This window comes from Stenotrophomonas sp. RIT309 (assembly GCF_000632045.1).
GTDB lineage: Bacteria > Pseudomonadota > Gammaproteobacteria > Xanthomonadales > Xanthomonadaceae > Stenotrophomonas > Stenotrophomonas indicatrix.
Window position 1 is genome coordinate 97,260 of record NZ_JFYS01000034.1, and the last position, 16,599, is coordinate 113,858.

The following is a 16,599-nucleotide window of genomic DNA, read 5'->3' on the forward strand; positions in this document are numbered from 1 at the left end:
TGCGTGGCTGCATTTCGCACGCCACCGCTGCGCCTACGCGCTCGCGGCCTCTTCCACCTTCGGGCCGTCCCACAACGCGTGGCCGGCCTTCTTGCGCAGCCGTTCCAGACGCGCCGCATGCGCTTCCTGCTCCGACGGCGTGGCCACCACGCGCGGCCGCGGCAGCAGCTTGGACGCATCGAACGCCTGCAACGCCGCAGCGCCACCGGCATCGTCATCGCCCAGCCCGAAGCCGATCTCCTCCTGGCCCGAGGTCAACGCGATGTACACATCACCCAGGATCTGCGCATCCAGCAGACCGCCATGCAGGGCCCGGTGCGAGTTGTCCACGCCCAGCCGCTTGCACAGGGCGTCGAGCGAGTTGCGCTGGCCCGGGAAGCGCTCGCGCGCCAGCGCCAGGGTATCGATCACCGTGCAGCGGTCGGTGATCTTCCCGTACTGCTCTCCCAACAGGGAAAGCTCATTGTCGAGAAAGCCCAGGTCGAACGCGGCGTTGTGGATGATCAGCTCGGCGCCATCGATGAAGGCCAGGAACTCCTCCACGACCTGCGCGAACTCCGGCTTGTCGGCGAGGAATTCCAGGGTCAGGCCGGTCACTTCCTGCGCACCCTGTTCGAATTCGCAGTCCGGCTTCAGGTACTGGTGATAGGTATTGCCGGTCGGGCGGCGCTTGAACAACTCGACGCAGCCGATTTCGACGACGCGGTTGCCCTTCTTCCACTCCAGGCCGGTGGTTTCGGTATCAAGGATGATCTGACGCATGGGCTCAGTTTACCGGGCTGCCGTCGCGGATCTGGATCGCGGCGTTGCGGGCCAGGGTATCCACGCGTTCATTGTCCGGGTCGCCGGAATGGCCTTTCACCCAGCGCCAGTCGATCTGGTGCCGCAGCGTGGCGGCCTGCAGGCGCTCCCACAGTTCACGGTTCTTCACCGGGTCACCGCCGGCGGTCTTCCAGTTCTTGCGGATCCAGCCCGGCAGCCACTGGGTCAGGCCCTGCCGTACGTACTGCGAATCGGTATAGAGGACGATCTCACAGGGCTCGGTCAACGACTCCAGGCCGGAAATGGCCGCCATCAGCTCCATCCGATTGTTGGTGGTATGCGCTTCACCACCGCTCAGTTCGCGCTCGTGCCCCTTGTAGCGCAACAGCGCTGCCCAGCCACCGGGGCCGGGATTGCCGAGGCAGGAACCGTCGGTGTGGATTTCGATGGTTTTCAATACAACTCCAGGTCAGGTAGCAACGGTGCCGTGCCAGCGCACGGGCAACGGGGTCGGCCCGGGCAGGGCCAGCGTGCGTTTTTCAGCGTGAAACAGGCAGGCCGCGCGCAGGGGGGCCCAGCCGCCGCGACGGCGGCTGCCGGCACCCTGCCACATCGGCCCCAGGTAACGCATGTCCTCGCATTCCAGCCCATGGCGCTCAAGCAGCTGGCGGATCCGCTGCGGCGTGCGCACCACCAGCCCGTGCTGGCGCCAGCGCGTGCGGAACGGGCTGAACGGGTTGAGGCTGCTCAGCCACAGATGGCCGCCGGGCATCAGCACGCGCTCGCATTCGTCCAGCAGATGGTCGGCATCGCCGACGGTCACATGCTGCAGCACGATGGCGTTGACACTCTCGTTGGGCAGCGGCAACGGCAGGGCACAGCGGGTATCGCCGGCGTAACCACTGCCCTGGCGATGCAGGCGCAGGCCCCGACCGCCCAGCTGCGCATCCGCCAGCCAGGCGGCGCTGGGGGCGATCCACAACCAGGGCCGGGTCGGCAGCAGCGACAGCTGCGGCAGCAGCAGCTGCCGTTCGAGCACGCGCAGGGCCTCCGCCGGTTCACTGTCGAACCACGGGGCCTGGCTCGCTTGACGGGTGCTCTGCAGCGCGGGCATGGTCCAATTCTATGCGACTGACTGCCCTGCCCGCATTTGCGGACAATTACATCTGGATGCTGATCGCCGACGACGGTGCTGCCGTGGTCGTCGATCCCGGCGACGCAGCGCCGGTACTGGCGCTGGCTGCCCAAGGCGTGCGCGTGGACACCATCCTGCTCACCCATCACCACGACGATCACATCGGCGGGGTACCGGCGCTGCAGGCGCGTTTCCCTGGGGTGCGCGTGGTCGCACCGGTCGACGAGCGCATCCCGATGGCCACCGAGCGGGTCGGTGAAGGTGAACGTGTTCAGGCAATGGGCCGGATGTTCCACGTACTATCCGTCCCCGGGCACACCCGCAGCCACATCGCGTTTCACACCGCTGAACAGCTTTTCAGCGGAGATTCGTTGTTCAGCCTGGGCTGTGGACGCCTGTTCGAAGGTACGCCGTCCCAGCTGCTGGCATCGATGCGCAAGCTGGGTGCCCTGCCCGCGCAACTGCTGCTGTGTTGCGCTCACGAGTACACCGTGTCAAATGCCGTCTTCGCGCGGCATGTCGACCCCGCCAACGCTGCCTTGTTGCAGCGCCAAGAGGAGGCTTTGGCCATGCGCCGCGATGACCGTTCCACCCTGCCAGTATCCCTGGCCGATGAAATTGCCTGCAATCCGTTCCTGCGTACCCACACGGCGCCCATCCGCGCGGCCGTGTCGGCGCACCTGGGGCGCGAAGTCGTGGACGACGTCGACGTCATGGCCGGTCTCCGGCACTGGAAAGACGGCTTCCGCGCATGAGTCGCCGAAGTCTGCCGCTGGCCCTGGGTCTCGTCTTGGGGTTGGCCGGAACTGCCGGCGCACAATCGCTGGGCGCCGGCATCAGCCAGAACCTGACCGCCGCCTCGGCCCTGCCGCTGGATCCGTCAACGCTGCCGGCCGCATCGGTACGTAACGGTCAGGAGATCTTCTCCAGCTTCCGCGACGGCCTTGCAGAACCTACCTGTGACGCCGAAGCCACCAGCCCGCGCTGGCAGAAGCAGTTCGCCCATGCGCCTTCGCGGTTGGCCAACCAGGATGACGACGCGCTGGTGCTGTTCGGCTATGTGGTCGAAGAGCTGCGCAAAGCCAACCTGCCCACCGAATTCGCCCTGATTCCTTTCGTCGAAAGTGGCTACCGGCCCAATGCCCGCAACGGCAGCGGCCCGACCGGCCTGTGGCAGTTCATCGCCACCACGGCACGCAACCATCGCGTACCGATGAGCAACAACTACGACGGCCGACTGTCGGCAGTGGAGTCCACCCAGGCCGCCGTGCGCTACCTGAAGACCCTGCATGGCATGTTCGGCGGTGACTGGCGCCTGGCCACGATGGCCTACAACGCCGGTGAATACCGCGTGCTGCAGTCCATGCGCAAGGCCGGCATGAATGCGCAGAACGCCAAGCCGGCCGGCCTGCCCGGGCTGTCGCCGGTCACCCATGCCTACGTCGAGAAGCTGCATGCCCTGGCCTGCGTGCTGGAAGACGTGGAAGACCAGCCTGGCGTGATGGCCTCGCTGGACCGCACCGTGCCGGTGCTGAAGGACCACACCCTGCCGGCGGGCACCAGCGTCCAGCAGTGGGCCGCCCAGCGCGCGCTGGACCCGGCGAAGATCGCCCGCCTGAATCCAGCACTGGCCGCCGGCAACCGCCCGTCGGGCACGGCCCGCGTATTGGCCCCGGTTTCGGCGTCCAACGCGGACGTTGCCGACATCGCCAGCACGGCCGTTGCCACCGCAGTGGCCAGCACCGCCAGCGCCGCGCCGAGCCCGCAGGTGGCCAAGGTGGTCGCCTCGGCCGCCGATCGCCCGCGCAACCGTCGCCACACCGTTCGCAATGGCGAATCGGCATGGACCATCGCCCGCCGCTACGGCATGCCGGTGAAGGCGCTGTTGTCGCTGAACGGCTTGAGCGGCAGCAGCGTGCTGAAGCCAGGCGCGGTACTGCGCGTCGAAGACTGAGGTCGGCGCGGCGCTGACACGCGGTTTCCGGCCAACGGCGAAGCCCCTCGCGGGTGGCGGCAGCAGCATTCATGAGTTGGGACGAGCGAGGTGGACCCACGGGGGACGCCGTGAACCCATCCTTGGGGGCTTGGCCGCGGCATCCATGCCGCGGACACCCGCGCGCGCCCACCCCGCCCGTCCCCTGATGGTTTCCGGTGGCACCACCCACGGATTGGAAGATGAAGAGCAGGAGCAGGTCGCTTCGCTTCTGGTAGCGGCCGACCTTGGTCGGCACTCATCGCGCAGGTCACGGATCGATCAGGGGTGCGACAACAAAAAAGGCCCGGCAATGCCGGGCCTTTTCGTTCCTGCTCGCCGGAGGGCTTACAGGTTCGCTTCGGTGGTCTGGATCAAGAACTTCTTGCGCATCGCCTCGATGTAGGCCTTGGCAGCAGCCATGCCGTCGATCTGGCTCAGCTGGTCCTTCAACTGCTTCTGCTGTTCGGCGGTCACTTCCTTGATGTCGCCCGGGTTGACCTTGTTCACCGCGAAGACCAGCGCATGGCCGTTGACATCGACCTTGCCGTAGCTCGGCTTGCCCTCGGCAGGCAGCGGCGCACTGAAGATCGCACGGTTGATCTCCGGGGTCGGCACCGGCTGGCTGCGCGGCAGGCCCGGCATCGGGCTCAGCTGCAGCTTCTCGCTGGCAGCCAGCGACTGCAGGGTCGCGCCGGCCTTCAGCTTGGCCAGCAGGGCATCGGCGGCCTTGTCACCGGCCTGGCGCTGACGGTCGGCACGGATCGCGGCGATCACCTGCTCACGCGCCTTGTCCAGCGGCAGCGCCTGCTCCGGGGTATGCGCGGCAACGCGGATCACCACGCTGTGGTTGCTGCTGCCGCCCAGGGCGATCGGATCGCTGGCGGTACCGTCCTGCACCAGGACGTCGGAGAAGGCGGCACGCAGCACGGCCGGATCAGCGGCAATACCGGTGGCGGTCGTGCGCGTGATCGGGCCCAGCGTCTGCATCGACAGGCCGACCGCCTTGGCGGCCGCGGACAGGTCGCTCGGGCTCTTGTTGATGGCATCGACCAGGCGGCCCGCCAGATCGTTGAAGCCGCGCTCGCCGTCGGCCTTCAACTGCTCGGCAGCCAAGGTGTCGCGTACTTCTTCGAAGGACTTGCCCTGGCCGCCACGAACCGCTGCGACCTTGATGATGTGGTAACCGAAGTCGGTCTTGACCGGGCCGATCACCTCACCCGCCTTGGCACCAAACAGTGCGTCTTCGAACGGCTTGACCATCGCGCCCCGCTCCACCCAGCCCAGGTCACCGCCCTGCGCCTTGGAGCCGGGATCTTCCGAGTTCGCCTTGGCCAGCGCGGCAAAGTCGGCACCTGCCGCCTTTGCTTCGACAGCCAGCTTGGCGGCCTTGGCTTCAGCACCGTCGCCGGTGATCAGGATGTGCGCCGCCTGGCGCTGTTCCGGCGTGGTGAACTTGGCCTTCTCGTCTTCATAGCGCTTGCGCAGGGTCGCTTCGTCGGCCGCAGTCGGCGCCGGCAGGTTGGCACCATTGAGCTCGACATATTCCAGCGACACCGATTCGGCCTGGCGGAAATCCTTGCCATGGCTGTCGTACCACTGCTTGATCTGCGCGTCGGTCACCGGCGCGGTATCCACCGGAACTTCCGGCAGCGCGGCCAGTTCCACATCGCGGGTCTCGCCCAGCAGCTTCAACAGACGCTCGGTCTCAGCCTGGGTGACAAAGCCGGAATTCTGCAGGCCCGACGGGATCACCGACTGCTGCAGGCTCTCACGCACCAGTTCCTGGAACTGGGTCGGCGTGCGCGGCGGATTGCCACCGGCCAGGGCCAGACGGTAATTGCTTTCGCTGAACTTGCCATCGGCGCCCAGGAAGCCCGGAATGGTGGTGATGTATTCGCGCACAGCGCCGTCGCCAATCACGACACCGGCCTGCTCACCGACCAGGCGCACGACCTGCTCGTCGATCAACTGGTCGAGCACGGCCAGCTTGTTCTCGGTGCTTTCGAACGCGCGCGGGTCGAAGTTCTCGCCCTGCTGCTGGCGTTCGCGCATGCGTTCCTGCTCGAAACGGGTGCGGAAGTCCTGTGCACTGATCTCATGGTGCTGCCACATCATGCGCACCGGCCACCAGGACGGTGCCGAGCGCCACCAGGTCGGCGGTGCCGAAACCTTGGCGACGTTCTGTGCGCCGACGCCACCGAGGTAGCTGTTGTCGATCACGAACAGGAACGGAATCATCAGCAGCCCCAGGATCACGGTGACGATCCAGCCTGAGGTCTTGTCGCGGAGTTTCTGCAGCATGGTGAGGAATCACAAGGCTTGATTGGCGAGCCCGGCAGTGTAACCCGCTTCGCGGCGTGGACCAAAAGCAGTGGCAGCAGGGCCTGGCGCCATCCCGCCCAGGCGATCTACAGGTTCGCGCGCATCGAATGATGGAAACGGCGCAAAGAAAAAGCCCCCGACTTACGTCGAGGGCTCTTAGAGTTGGCGGAGCGGACGGGACTCGAACCCGCGACCTCCGGCGTGACAGGCCAGCATTCTAACCAGCTGAACTACCGCTCCGTATTGCAGACCTCTTTGTTTTCTCTACAACCGGTTGGTTGGAGAGAAAACAAGGCCCCCAGCTTTTCGGCCGGGGGCCTCGTTGAAAATGGCGGAGCGGACGGGACTCGAACCCGCGACCTCCGGCGTGACAGGCCAGCATTCTAACCAGCTGAACTACCGCTCCGTATTGCAGACCTCTTTGTTTTCTCTACAACCGGTTGGTTGGAGAGAAAACAAGGCCCCCAGCTTTTCGGCCGGGGGCCTCGTTGAAAATGGCGGAGCGGACGGGACTCGAACCCGCGACCTCCGGCGTGACAGGCCAGCATTCTAACCAGCTGAACTACCGCTCCGTATTGCAGACCTCTTTGTTTTCTCTACAACCGGTTGGTTGGAGAGAAAACAAGGCCCCCAGCTTTTCGGCCGGGGGCCTCGTTGAAAATGGCGGAGCGGACGGGACTCGAACCCGCGACCTCCGGCGTGACAGGCCAGCATTCTAACCAGCTGAACTACCGCTCCACATTTCAAACTTACCGCGGTGCTGTGGTGGGTGCTGAGGGTTTCGAACCCCCGACCCTCTCCGTGTAAAGGAGACGCTCTACCGCTGAGCTAAGCACCCCAGCGAGCCGCTTAGTTTACAGCATCCTTCAGGGCCTTACCAGCCTTGAACGACGGATTCTTCGAAGCAGCGATCTTGATGGTGTCGCCGGTCTTCGGGTTGCGGCCGGTGCGGGCAGCACGGTCGCGGACCTGGAAGGTACCGAAGCCAACCAGGGTGACCGCATCGCCGTCCTTCAGCGCCTTGGTGACGGCAGCAACGACGGCATCGACAGCGCGGCTGGACTCGGCCTTGGTCAGGTCGGCAGCTTCAGCAACGGCATCGATCAATTCGGTCTTGTTCATTCTTTACAACTCCTTTGGCGGTGGGTTCCGCGTATTCGACAGGGAAGCAACCGCACGACGTCTGCATGCGGTTGCCATGTGGAAACGGTTCGCCGAATTCAGTGAGCGCTGACTGCGATCACTCATTCGCGAGTGCTGCTTTTATACCAGCGGCCCTACCCCCACGCAAGCTGGAAAGCCAGCAACGACGCGGGTTTCAAGCATTTCGACAGGACGCATCAATGCTTGACGCGCGCGTTTCCACTCGGTTTGGCCTTGCTGCGCACCGTGACGCGCTGCGCACTCTTGCGCGTCTTCTTCGGTGCCAGCGGACGTTCCAGGGCCAGATCGAGCACTTCCTCGATGTACTTCACCGGCACGATCTCCAGGTCGCGGGTGACGTTGGCCGGAATGTCGGCAAGATCCTTGCGGTTCTCATCGGGGATGATCACCGTGCGGATTCCGCCGCGCAGGGCCGCCAGCAGCTTCTCCTTGAGGCCGCCGATCGCGGTGACGCGACCACGCAGGGTGATTTCGCCGGTCATCGCCACATCGGCGCGCACGGCGACCTTGGTCAGCATCGACACCAGCGAGGTCACCATTGCCGCACCGGCACTGGGGCCATCCTTCGGCGTCGCACCATCGGGTACATGCAGGTGCACGTCGTGCTTCTGCAGGAAGTCCGCATCGATGCCGAAGCGCTCGGCGCGCGAACGCACCACCGACAACGCCGCCGACGCTGATTCCTTCATCACGTTGCCGAGCTGGCCGGTCAGGATCAGCTGGCCCTTGCCCGGTACCAGCGTCGATTCGATCTGCAGCAGATCGCCACCGACTTCGGTCCAGGCCAGACCCGTGACCAAGCCGATCTCGTTCTCCTCTTCGGCACGGCCGAAGTCGAAGCGACGCACGCCCAGGTACTTGTCCAGGTTCTTGCTCGACACGCTCACCAGCGCCTTGGACTTGCGCGCGCCCTTCTTCGCCTTCGCCACCGGCTGCGGCCCACCCAACGCGATTTCCTTCACCACCTTGCGGCAGATCTTGGCGATCTCGCGTTCCAGGTTGCGCACGCCGGATTCGCGCGTGTAGTAGCGCACGATGTCCTGGATGGCATCGCTGCCGATCTCCAGCTCTTCCGGCTTCAGGCCGTTGGCCTTGATCTGCTTGGGCGACAGGTAACGGGTGGCGATGTTGAGCTTCTCATCCTCGGTGTAACCGGGGATGCGGATCACTTCCATGCGGTCCAGCAGCGGGCCGGGGATGTTGAGCGAGTTGGAGGTCGCCACGAACATCACTTCGGACAGGTCCAGGTCCACTTCCAGGTAGTGATCGTTGAACGCGTTGTTCTGCTCGGGATCGAGCACTTCCAGCAGCGCCGAGGACGGATCGCCACGGAAGTCCATCGACATCTTGTCGATCTCGTCCAGCACGAACAGCGGGTTCTTGCTGCCGACCTTGTTGAGGTTCTGCACGATGCGGCCCGGCATCGAACCGACATAGGTACGACGGTGGCCACGGATCTCGGCTTCATCGCGCACGCCGCCGAGCGACATGCGCACGAACTTGCGGTTGGTGGCCTTGGCGATGGACTGGCCCAGCGAGGTCTTGCCCACGCCCGGCGGCCCGACCAGGCACAGGATCGGACCCTTCATCTGCTTCACCCGCGACTGCACCGCCAGGTATTCAAGGATGCGCTCCTTGACCTTCTCCAGGCCGTAGTGATCGGCATCGAGGGTGTCCTGCGCGGCCTTCAGGTCCTTGCGCACCTTGCTGCGCTTCTTCCACGGCACGCCCAGCAGCCACTCCAGGTAGTTGCGCACGACCGCTGCTTCGGCAGACATCGGCGACATCTGCTTGAGCTTGTTGAGCTCGTTGCGCGCCTTGGCTTCCACCGGCTTGGGCATGCCCGCTTCGGCGATCTTGCGCGCCAGCTCTTCCAGTTCGCCCGGCGCATCGTCCAGGTCACCCAGTTCCTTCTGGATGGCCTTCATCTGTTCGTTGAGGTAGTACTCGCGCTGGCTCTTTTCCATCTGCGACTTCACGCGGCCGCGGATGCGCTTTTCCATCTGCTGCACGTCGATCTCGCCGTCGACCAGGCCGACCAGCATCTCCAGGCGTTCGCCCACGGCCAGCGTTTCCAGCAGGCGCTGCTTGTCCGACAACCGCACGCTGATATGGGCGGCGATGGTATCGGCCAGGCGTGTCGGCTCATCGATGCCGGCCAGGGTCTGCAGCAACTCCGGCGGCAGCTTGCGGTTGGTCTTGACGTACTGCTCGAACAGCGACATCAGCGAGCGGGCGATGGCCTCGATTTCGCGCGGCTCGCGTGCATCGGCGGCCTCGATTTCCACGGCCTGGCCGTGCAGCGATCCATCGCGTTCGCTGACGCTGGTCACCTGCACGCGCGACAGGCCTTCGACCAGCACTTTGATGGTGCCGTCAGGCAGCTTCAGCAGCTGCAGGACCTGCGCCAGGGTGCCGACCTGGTAGAGGTCGGCGGCCTGCGGGTCATCGGTCTCGGCCGACTTCTGCGCCAGCAGCAGGATGCGCTTGTCTGCTTCCATCGCCTGTTCCAGCGCGTGCATGGACTTGTCGCGGCCGACGAACAGCGGGATGACCATGTGCGGGAATACCACTACGTCGCGCAGCGGCAGGACCGGCAGGTCGAGGGTCTCACTTGGGGAACGGGCCATGGGGGCTCCAGGGAAGGGGAAAACCGTCTCCGGGAGGGCATCTTCCGGAGACAAAAAAAGCCGATGGCCCCGTTATGGGGCCATCGGCTTTCAGATGCAAGACGTTCCGAGAAAATTCTTTCTATTCAACAAGTTGAAAGAATCATTCGGCGCCAGCGGCCTTCTGTTCAGGGACCGGCGGGGTCTGGTAGATCAGGTACGGCTCGGACTTGTGCTCGATCACCGATTCATCCACGACAACCTTGCTGACGTTTTCCTGCGACGGCAGGTCGTACATGGTGTCCAGCAGGACCGATTCGACGATGGTGCGCAGGCCACGGGCACCGGTCTTGCGCTTGAGCGCCTTCTTGGCGATGGCCGACAACGCGTCCGGACGGAACTCCAGCTCGACGTTCTCCATCTCGAACAGCTTCTTGAACTGCTTGGTGATGGCGTTCTTCGGCTCGGTCAGGATGCGGATCAGGGCCGGCTCGTCCAGCTCCTCCAGGGTCGCGACCACCGGCAGGCGGCCCACGAACTCGGGAATCAGGCCGAACTTGATCAGGTCTTCCGGCTCGACTTCAGCCAGCACCTTGCCCACTTCCTGCTTGCGCTCGCTGCTCTTCACCTTGGCGCCGAAACCGATGCCGCCGGCGTCGTTGGAGCGCTGCTGGATCACCTTGTCCAGGCCGGCAAACGCACCGCCGCAGATGAACAGGATGTTCTTGGTGTCCACCTGCAGGAATTCCTGCTGCGGATGCTTGCGCCCACCCTGCGGCGGAACGCTGGCAACGGTGCCTTCGATCAGCTTCAACAGGGCCTGCTGCACGCCTTCGCCGGACACATCGCGGGTGATCGACGGGTTCTCGCTCTTGCGCGAGATCTTGTCGATTTCATCGATGTAGACGATGCCCTGCTGTGCCTTCTCGACGTCGTAGTCGCACTTCTGCAGCAGCTTCTGGATGATGTTCTCCACGTCCTCGCCCACGTAACCGGCTTCGGTCAGCGTGGTGGCGTCGGCCATGGTGAACGGCACGTTGAGCAGGCGGGCCAGGGTCTCGGCCAGCAGGGTCTTGCCCGAACCGGTCGGACCGACCAGCAGGATGTTCGACTTCGCCAGCTCGACTTCGTCGTTCTTCTGGCGGCTCTCGATGCGCTTGTAGTGGTTGTACACGGCCACGGCCAGGGTCCGCTTGGCGCGGTTCTGTCCGATCACGTACTGGTCGAGCACCTCGAGGATCTCGCGCGGCTTGGGCAGCGAACTGCGCGCCGACTGCGCCTTTTCCTCAAGCTCCTCTCGGATGATGTCGTTGCACAGCTCCACGCACTCATCACAGATGAACACGCTCGGACCGGCAATCAGCTTGCGCACTTCATGCTGGCTCTTGCCGCAGAAAGAGCAGTAGAGGATCTTGCCGGTGTCCGTGGAACGACCTTGGCGGTCTTCGCTCATGCTTCGCTTACCCAGTTACCCCACCCGCTGAACGGGGGTTCGATTCGAGAATAACACAGGGCCGGAGGGACATCAGTCCACCCGACCCTGCAGGAACGGGGCCTGCCATGGCCCCGTGAGTGCCGGTCAGCCGGCCTGGATCGACTCTTCCGGACGACGCTCCAGGACCTGGTCGACCAGGCCGTAGGCGACCGCATCGACCGCGCTCTTGAAGTTGTCGCGCTCGGTATCGCGCGCGATGGTCTCCAGCGACTGGCCGGTGTGCTTGGCCAGCACTTCGTTCAGGCGCGCACGCAGGGTCAGGATCTCGCGTGCGTGGATGTCGATGTCGGTGGCCTGGCCCTGGAAGCCACCCAGCGGCTGGTGGATCATCACCCGCGAGTTCGGCAGCGCATAGCGCTTGCCCGCCGCACCGGACGCCAGCAGCAGCGCGCCCATCGAGGCGGCCTGGCCAACGCAGATGGTGCTCACGTCCGGCTTGATGTACTGCATGGTGTCGTAGATCGCCATGCCGGCGGTGACCACGCCACCCGGCGAGTTGATGTAGATGCTGATGTCCTTTTCCGGGTTTTCCGCTTCCAGGAACAGCAGCTGCGCCACCACCACGTTGGCCATGTGATCGTCGATCGGGCCAACCAGGAAGATCAGGCGCTCCTTCAACAGGCGCGAATAGATGTCGTAGGCACGCTCGCCGCGGCTGGTCTGCTCGACCACCATGGGAACCATGTTCAGGGCTTTGGTTCGGTTGTCCATTTCGTGAGGTACCTATCTTGGGGGGAAACACCCCCGCGCCAGGGCTGGCGCGGGGTATCCGGCAATCCGCCAGCGATTACTGGCGGATCGCGTCCTGGAACGACAGCTTTTCTTCAGTGTGCTGGGCGCGCTCGGCGATCCAGTCGATCACCTGCTCTTCCATCACGCGGTTCTGCAGGCCAGACATCAGCTGGGGGTCGTTGCGGTACATCTCAATGACCTGTTCCGGCTCTTCGTAGGTCGAGGCGATCAGACGCATCGTTTCATTCAGACGCTTCGGCTCCAGGCGCAGGTCGTTGCTGCGGGCCACTTCGCCGACCACCAGGCCGACCAGCACGCGCTTGGCAGCAGCGTCCTTGAAGCCTTCGTGGGCGTCGGCCGGGATCTCGCCCGGGTTGCGGCCACTGCGGCGGATCTGCTCGACCTGCTGGGCCAGCATGGCACGGGCTTCGTTCTCGACCAGGCGCGGCGGCATTTCCACCGACGAATAGGCCGCGATCAGCTGCTCGCCGACTTCACGACGCAGGCGGTTCATCAGTGCGCCCTTCAGCTCACGCTCGAGGTTGGCGCGGATGTCGCTGCGGAACTGCTCGACGTCGCCACCCTTGACGCCGAAGCTCTTGATGAAGGCTTCATCGACGGCCGGCACGACCGGCTCGGACACGTCGCTGACCTTCACGGTGACCTGCACGGTCTTGCCCGCCAGCGCCGGCACGCGCCAGTCAGCCGGGAACTCGACGTCCAGGGTCTTCTCTTCGTCCTTTGCCATGCCGACCAGGCCCTGCTCGATGGTCTCGAACATCATGCCCTGGCCGAGCACGATGCTGCCCTTCTCGGTGCCTTCGGCCGGCAGGCGCTCGTCACCGGCCTGCGACCAGGTTTCCAGTGCGACCAGGTCGCCGTCCTGCGCGGCACGGGTGACCGGCGACCAGCTGCGACGCTGCGTCTGCAGGTTCTCGATCATCTGGTCGATGTCGGCATCGGTGATTTCGGCGGTGTGGCGCACCACGGTCAGCTTGCTGACGTCGATGTCACCGAAGTCCGGCACCACTTCGACGGTGGCCACGAAGGAGAACTCACCCTCGTCACCCTTGTCGATGCGCGGGCTGCCGACGATGCGCAGGTCGTGCTCACGCACGGCGGCGTCGAAGGTTTCGCGCAGCAGGCCGTCCAGCGCCTCGCCACGGACCTGCGCGCCGAAGCGCTGCTCGATCACCTTGGCCGGCACTTTGCCCGGACGGAAACCCTTGATGCGGGTGGTGCGGGCGATTTCGCCCAGGCGGCCGTTGATGTGGCTCTGCAGACGGTCTTCCGGCAGCGAGAAGCTCAGGCGGCGTTCCAGGTTGCCGATGGTTTCGATCGAAGCTTGCATGTTGACTCCTGCCACCGGTGGCGCCCTGGCCCCCGGCTCGATGATGGATGAAACGGTTGTAAGGACACGACGTCGATGACGCGCCTGCTTGCCGCAGCCCTTTAGTTTCGCCCAATTCGGGCGGCGCCGCCAGCACGGCCGGGCGCAGGGGTTGACGCGGAATGCCCGACTGGGCAGGGGACGGGCCGGCCTGGTGCGAAAGGGGGGACTCGAACCCCCACGCCTTGCGGCACTGGAACCTAAATCCAGGGCGTCTACCAATTCCGCCACTTTCGCGTGGCCGGCTCAGGTGTTCATTGTTGCAGGCGGGGGCGGAAAGCGGAAGGCTTCCACAAAACTGAACAGGGAAATTGCCCTTTGGAGCCGGCCTGGGCGCATCCCGCCACAGGCCGATCCGGGTCAGCGGGCGGCCGGCGCGGGCCCGGGTGTTTCGCCCGCAGGGACGCCGGCCGCATCGTCACTGGGTGTTTCCAGCGCGGCGCCATCGACGGAGCGCGCCACTTCAACCGCGCCAGCAGGCAGCGCCTCCCCTGTCGCCCCGGCCGACTGCGTGGCGTCGCGACCCTCCACCGGCTGTGCCGCGATGTGGTCGACATCCGCAGATCGCTCGACCGTCCGCGCGTAGTCCGGCGCAGCGGCGGTGGCCGCCTCGTCCGCCCTGCAGCCTGACAGGGCGACAACCACCACGGCGGCCAGCATCACGCCCGTGCTCTTGTTGAACGTCATCGAAGCACTCCTCATGCATGCGCCTTCGGCGCGGAACAACTATTGGGAGCGATGCCGGCAGCAACCGGTGAGAAGCAGCTCACAGCATTGAACATGCTGATGACGCATGTGACGCTGATTTCAGCCGTGCTTCAGTAGATCCACGCCATGCGTGGATGAACCCATCAATGCCTGCGATATCCACCCATGACGGGGACCTGCCGACGCTGCCGCAGGAAAGAAAAAAGCCACTTGGCGGACCAAGTGGCTTTCGTCTGGTGGGCTGTCAAGGATTCGAACCTTGGGGACGCGGCTGCGCATTCGCGCTGCCGCCCCACGCGCTGCTGCGCACCGCGCGGGCCCCTCTCACCAACACCCACATCCCCCCGGCTTCGCCGCGCCCCCTTGACTCAAGGGGGCTATCCTCCAGCCGGCTCCACGCCAGCGGAGACTAAAGAAAAAAGCCACTTGGCGGACCAAGTGGCTTTCGTCTGGTGGGCTGTCAAGGATTCGAACCTTGGACCTATTGATTAAGAGTCAACTGCTCTACCAACTGAGCTAACAGCCCGAAATCGGGGGGCGAATTATGACCCGATCCGCGAGGGCGTTGCAAGCACTTTCTTCAACGTCGTTGAAACAAGCACTGCAACCAGCGATCCATCGCGAAGGGTTACATCTTGAAGAAAAAAGCCACCGGGCGGACCCGATGGCTTCTGTCTTGGTGGGCTGTCAAGGATTCGAACCTTGGACCTATTGATTAAGAGTCAACTGCTCTACCAACTGAGCTAACAGCCCTTGAAACTCAGGCGCACATTATAGCCGGCGACCTGTTTATTGCAATACCGTTTCGGCGATGCCGATGCGGTTGAATCAGTGGGGTGGCTGAGGGGATTCGAACCCCCGACCACCGGAATCACAATCCGGTACTCTAACCAACTGAGCTACAGCCACCACTGAAACTTTCGCTTCACCGCCAATGCTGCCGACGCTGACGCTTGATACGTTGCCCGAGGACTGTCACCGAAGTTCAGGTCCGCCGAAGCGAGTCCGACATTCTGGTGGAGTCTGCATGCTTTTGCAAGCACTTCTTCACATCCGCCAGCTACGTTCCGGTGTCGCGCCAATGGCGCGCCCGACAGGAATCGAACCTGTAACCGCCGGCTTAGAAGGCCGGTGCTCTATCCAGTTGAGCTACGGGCGCCCGAACCGGAACGGCGTCCAATCCGACGTGACGTGGGATTGGTCGGGGTAGAGGGATTCGAACCCCCGACATCCTGCTCCCAAAGCAGGCGCGCTACCAGACTGCGCTATACCCCGGTGTTGCAATCCCCTCGGGCATGGACCCGGGGAGCTGGCCATTGTGGCCAAGCGCCCTGCGAACTGTCAACGCGCAATCCCAGCCCTGCCCCGCCATGACCACGGCTTGCGCAGTCATCGGCTATGCTCGCAGCCAGCGGCCGGATGGCCCAATCGCCCCCTTTTCGCACGGAGACCTCGCATGCGCAGCGGCAACCCGGCTCTTTCCGAGTCGACCTTCCTCGATCTGGCCAGTGGCTCGGTGGTGACCAGCCCCGACCAGACCATGACCCTCAATGGCACCGTCAACAAGACCGGCTTCCTGCTGCTGCTGACCGTGCTGACCGCGGCCTTCGCCTGGAACCAGACCGTGGACGACTACGGCCAGGTGATGGCCGGCGCCAAGCTGTACGCCATGGGCGGGGCGATCGGTGGCCTGGTGTTGGCCCTGATCACCGTGTTCAAGAAGGAATGGTCACCGGTCACCGCACCGCTCTACGCGCTGGTGGAAGGCCTGTTCCTGGGTGCCATCTCGGCCGTGTTCAACATGAAGTTCCCGGGCATCGTGTTCCAGGCCGTGCTGCTGACCTTCGGCACCCTGTTCGCACTGCTGTTCGCCTACCGTAGCGGCCTGATCAAGGCCACCGAGAACTTCAAGCTCGGCGTGGTGGCTGCCACCGGCGGCATCGCCCTGCTGTACCTGGCCTCGTTCGTGCTGGGCTTCTTCAACATCAACGTGCCGGTGATCCATGACGCCAGCTGGCTGGGCATCGCCTTCAGCCTGTTCGTGGTGGTCGTGGCCGCGCTGAACCTGGTGCTGGATTTCGACTTCATCGAAACCGGCGTGGCCCAGCGCGCGCCGAAGTACATGGAATGGTATGGCGCATTCGGCCTGATGGTGACCCTGGTCTGGCTGTATGTGGAGTTCCTGCGCCTGCTGTCGAAGATCCAGCAGCGCTGATCCAGTCCATGCCGTAAACGACAAGGCCGCGGTCCGTCGGGATCGCGGCCTTTTTTTGTAGCGTCGAGCACGCTCGACTCCCGCGGAAACAC

At 64.4% G+C, this 16,599-nt stretch carries 13 protein-coding genes and 11 tRNA genes; 3 read left to right on the forward strand and 21 right to left on the reverse strand.

Translation table 11 applies throughout. The features are described from left to right. Positions 1–33 precede the first annotated feature (33 nt). From dnaQ to BW38_RS04960, 3 genes are read right to left on the reverse strand one after another with little or no spacing between them, the layout of a single operon-like run. Positions 34–762 carry a DNA polymerase III subunit epsilon gene (gene dnaQ, locus BW38_RS04970; RefSeq protein WP_025878156.1) on the reverse strand — a complete coding sequence of 243 codons (729 nt, stop codon included), beginning with the start codon at positions 760–762 and terminating at the stop codon, positions 34–36. A gap of 4 nt (positions 763–766) precedes the next feature. Continuing rightward, positions 767–1,219 carry a ribonuclease HI gene (gene rnhA, locus BW38_RS04965; RefSeq protein ID WP_025878155.1) on the reverse strand — a complete coding sequence of 151 codons (453 nt, stop codon included), beginning with the start codon at positions 1,217–1,219 and terminating at the stop codon, positions 767–769. A 12-nt stretch (positions 1,220–1,231) separates the two neighbouring features. Continuing rightward, positions 1,232–1,876: a methyltransferase domain-containing protein gene (locus tag BW38_RS04960; RefSeq protein ID WP_032977380.1), complete on the reverse strand. Its 645-nt coding sequence runs from the start codon at positions 1,874–1,876 to the stop codon at positions 1,232–1,234. Between the two features lie 11 nt (positions 1,877–1,887). Between BW38_RS04960 and gloB the strand changes: the two genes are divergently transcribed. Both gloB and BW38_RS04950 read left to right on the forward strand, forming a co-directional pair. After that, positions 1,888–2,652, forward strand: coding sequence for a hydroxyacylglutathione hydrolase (gloB, locus tag BW38_RS04955; RefSeq protein WP_032977381.1), 765 nt, complete (start codon positions 1,888–1,890; stop codon positions 2,650–2,652). Further along, positions 2,649–3,851: a lytic transglycosylase domain-containing protein gene (locus BW38_RS04950; protein ID WP_032977383.1), complete on the forward strand. Its 1,203-nt coding sequence runs from the start codon at positions 2,649–2,651 to the stop codon at positions 3,849–3,851. Before gloB ends, BW38_RS04950 begins: the two co-directional genes overlap by 4 nt. A 366-nt stretch (positions 3,852–4,217) precedes the next feature. On the opposite strand, the gene BW38_RS04945 is transcribed toward BW38_RS04950, so the two are convergent. The 18 genes from BW38_RS04945 to BW38_RS04860 all read right to left on the reverse strand — a co-directional run bounded on the left by BW38_RS04945 (position 4,218) and on the right by BW38_RS04860 (position 15,567). Then, positions 4,218–6,173: a peptidyl-prolyl cis-trans isomerase gene (locus tag BW38_RS04945; protein ID WP_032977385.1), complete on the reverse strand. Its 1,956-nt coding sequence runs from the start codon at positions 6,171–6,173 to the stop codon at positions 4,218–4,220. Between the two features lie 184 nt (positions 6,174–6,357). Further along, positions 6,358–6,434: transfer RNA gene (locus tag BW38_RS04940), tRNA-Asp, on the reverse strand. An 89-nt stretch (positions 6,435–6,523) separates the two neighbouring features. Beyond that, a tRNA-Asp gene (locus tag BW38_RS04935) sits at positions 6,524–6,600 on the reverse strand. An 89-nt stretch (positions 6,601–6,689) separates the two neighbouring features. Continuing rightward, positions 6,690–6,766: transfer RNA gene (locus BW38_RS04930), tRNA-Asp, on the reverse strand. A gap of 89 nt (positions 6,767–6,855) precedes the next feature. Beyond that, positions 6,856–6,932, reverse strand: a tRNA-Asp gene (locus BW38_RS04925). Between the two features lie 25 nt (positions 6,933–6,957). Then, positions 6,958–7,032, reverse strand: a tRNA-Val gene (locus tag BW38_RS04920). An 11-nt stretch (positions 7,033–7,043) separates the two neighbouring features. Next, positions 7,044–7,316 (reverse strand): HU family DNA-binding protein, encoded by a 273-nt coding sequence (locus BW38_RS04915; protein WP_004146343.1) that lies wholly within the window; start codon positions 7,314–7,316, stop codon positions 7,044–7,046. 218 nt (positions 7,317–7,534) lie between these two features. After that, the gene (lon, locus tag BW38_RS04910; RefSeq protein ID WP_025878144.1) at positions 7,535–9,988 is read right to left on the reverse strand and encodes an endopeptidase La; all 2,454 of its coding nucleotides are present in this window, start codon (positions 9,986–9,988) and stop codon (positions 7,535–7,537) included. Positions 9,989–10,130: 142 nt separating this feature from the next. Further along, positions 10,131–11,420, reverse strand: a complete 1,290-nt coding sequence (gene clpX, locus BW38_RS04905; RefSeq protein WP_025878143.1) for an ATP-dependent Clp protease ATP-binding subunit ClpX — start codon at positions 11,418–11,420, stop codon at positions 10,131–10,133. Positions 11,421–11,546: 126 nt separating this feature from the next. Continuing rightward, entirely contained in the window at positions 11,547–12,173 is a 627-nt protein-coding gene (clpP, locus tag BW38_RS04900; protein ID WP_025878142.1) for an ATP-dependent Clp endopeptidase proteolytic subunit ClpP, read from the reverse strand. A gap of 76 nt (positions 12,174–12,249) precedes the next feature. Further along, positions 12,250–13,545 (reverse strand): trigger factor, encoded by a 1,296-nt coding sequence (gene tig, locus BW38_RS04895; RefSeq protein ID WP_025878140.1) that lies wholly within the window; start codon positions 13,543–13,545, stop codon positions 12,250–12,252. Between the two features lie 191 nt (positions 13,546–13,736). Further along, positions 13,737–13,821, reverse strand: a tRNA-Leu gene (locus BW38_RS04890). A gap of 123 nt (positions 13,822–13,944) precedes the next feature. Further along, positions 13,945–14,271 (reverse strand): hypothetical protein, encoded by a 327-nt coding sequence (locus tag BW38_RS04885; protein WP_032977387.1) that lies wholly within the window; start codon positions 14,269–14,271, stop codon positions 13,945–13,947. Between the two features lie 471 nt (positions 14,272–14,742). Next, positions 14,743–14,818: transfer RNA gene (locus tag BW38_RS04880), tRNA-Lys, on the reverse strand. A 151-nt stretch (positions 14,819–14,969) separates the two neighbouring features. Then, positions 14,970–15,045: transfer RNA gene (locus BW38_RS04875), tRNA-Lys, on the reverse strand. 79 nt (positions 15,046–15,124) lie between these two features. Then, positions 15,125–15,201 (reverse strand) — tRNA-His (locus tag BW38_RS04870). 173 nt (positions 15,202–15,374) lie between these two features. Beyond that, a tRNA-Arg gene (locus BW38_RS04865) sits at positions 15,375–15,451 on the reverse strand. 39 nt (positions 15,452–15,490) lie between these two features. Beyond that, positions 15,491–15,567, reverse strand: a tRNA-Pro gene (locus BW38_RS04860). Positions 15,568–15,748: 181 nt separating this feature from the next. Between BW38_RS04860 and BW38_RS04855 the strand changes: the two genes are divergently transcribed. After that, entirely contained in the window at positions 15,749–16,507 is a 759-nt protein-coding gene (locus BW38_RS04855) for a Bax inhibitor-1/YccA family protein (protein ID WP_032977389.1), read from the forward strand. The last annotated feature ends 92 nt before the right edge of the window (positions 16,508–16,599 follow it).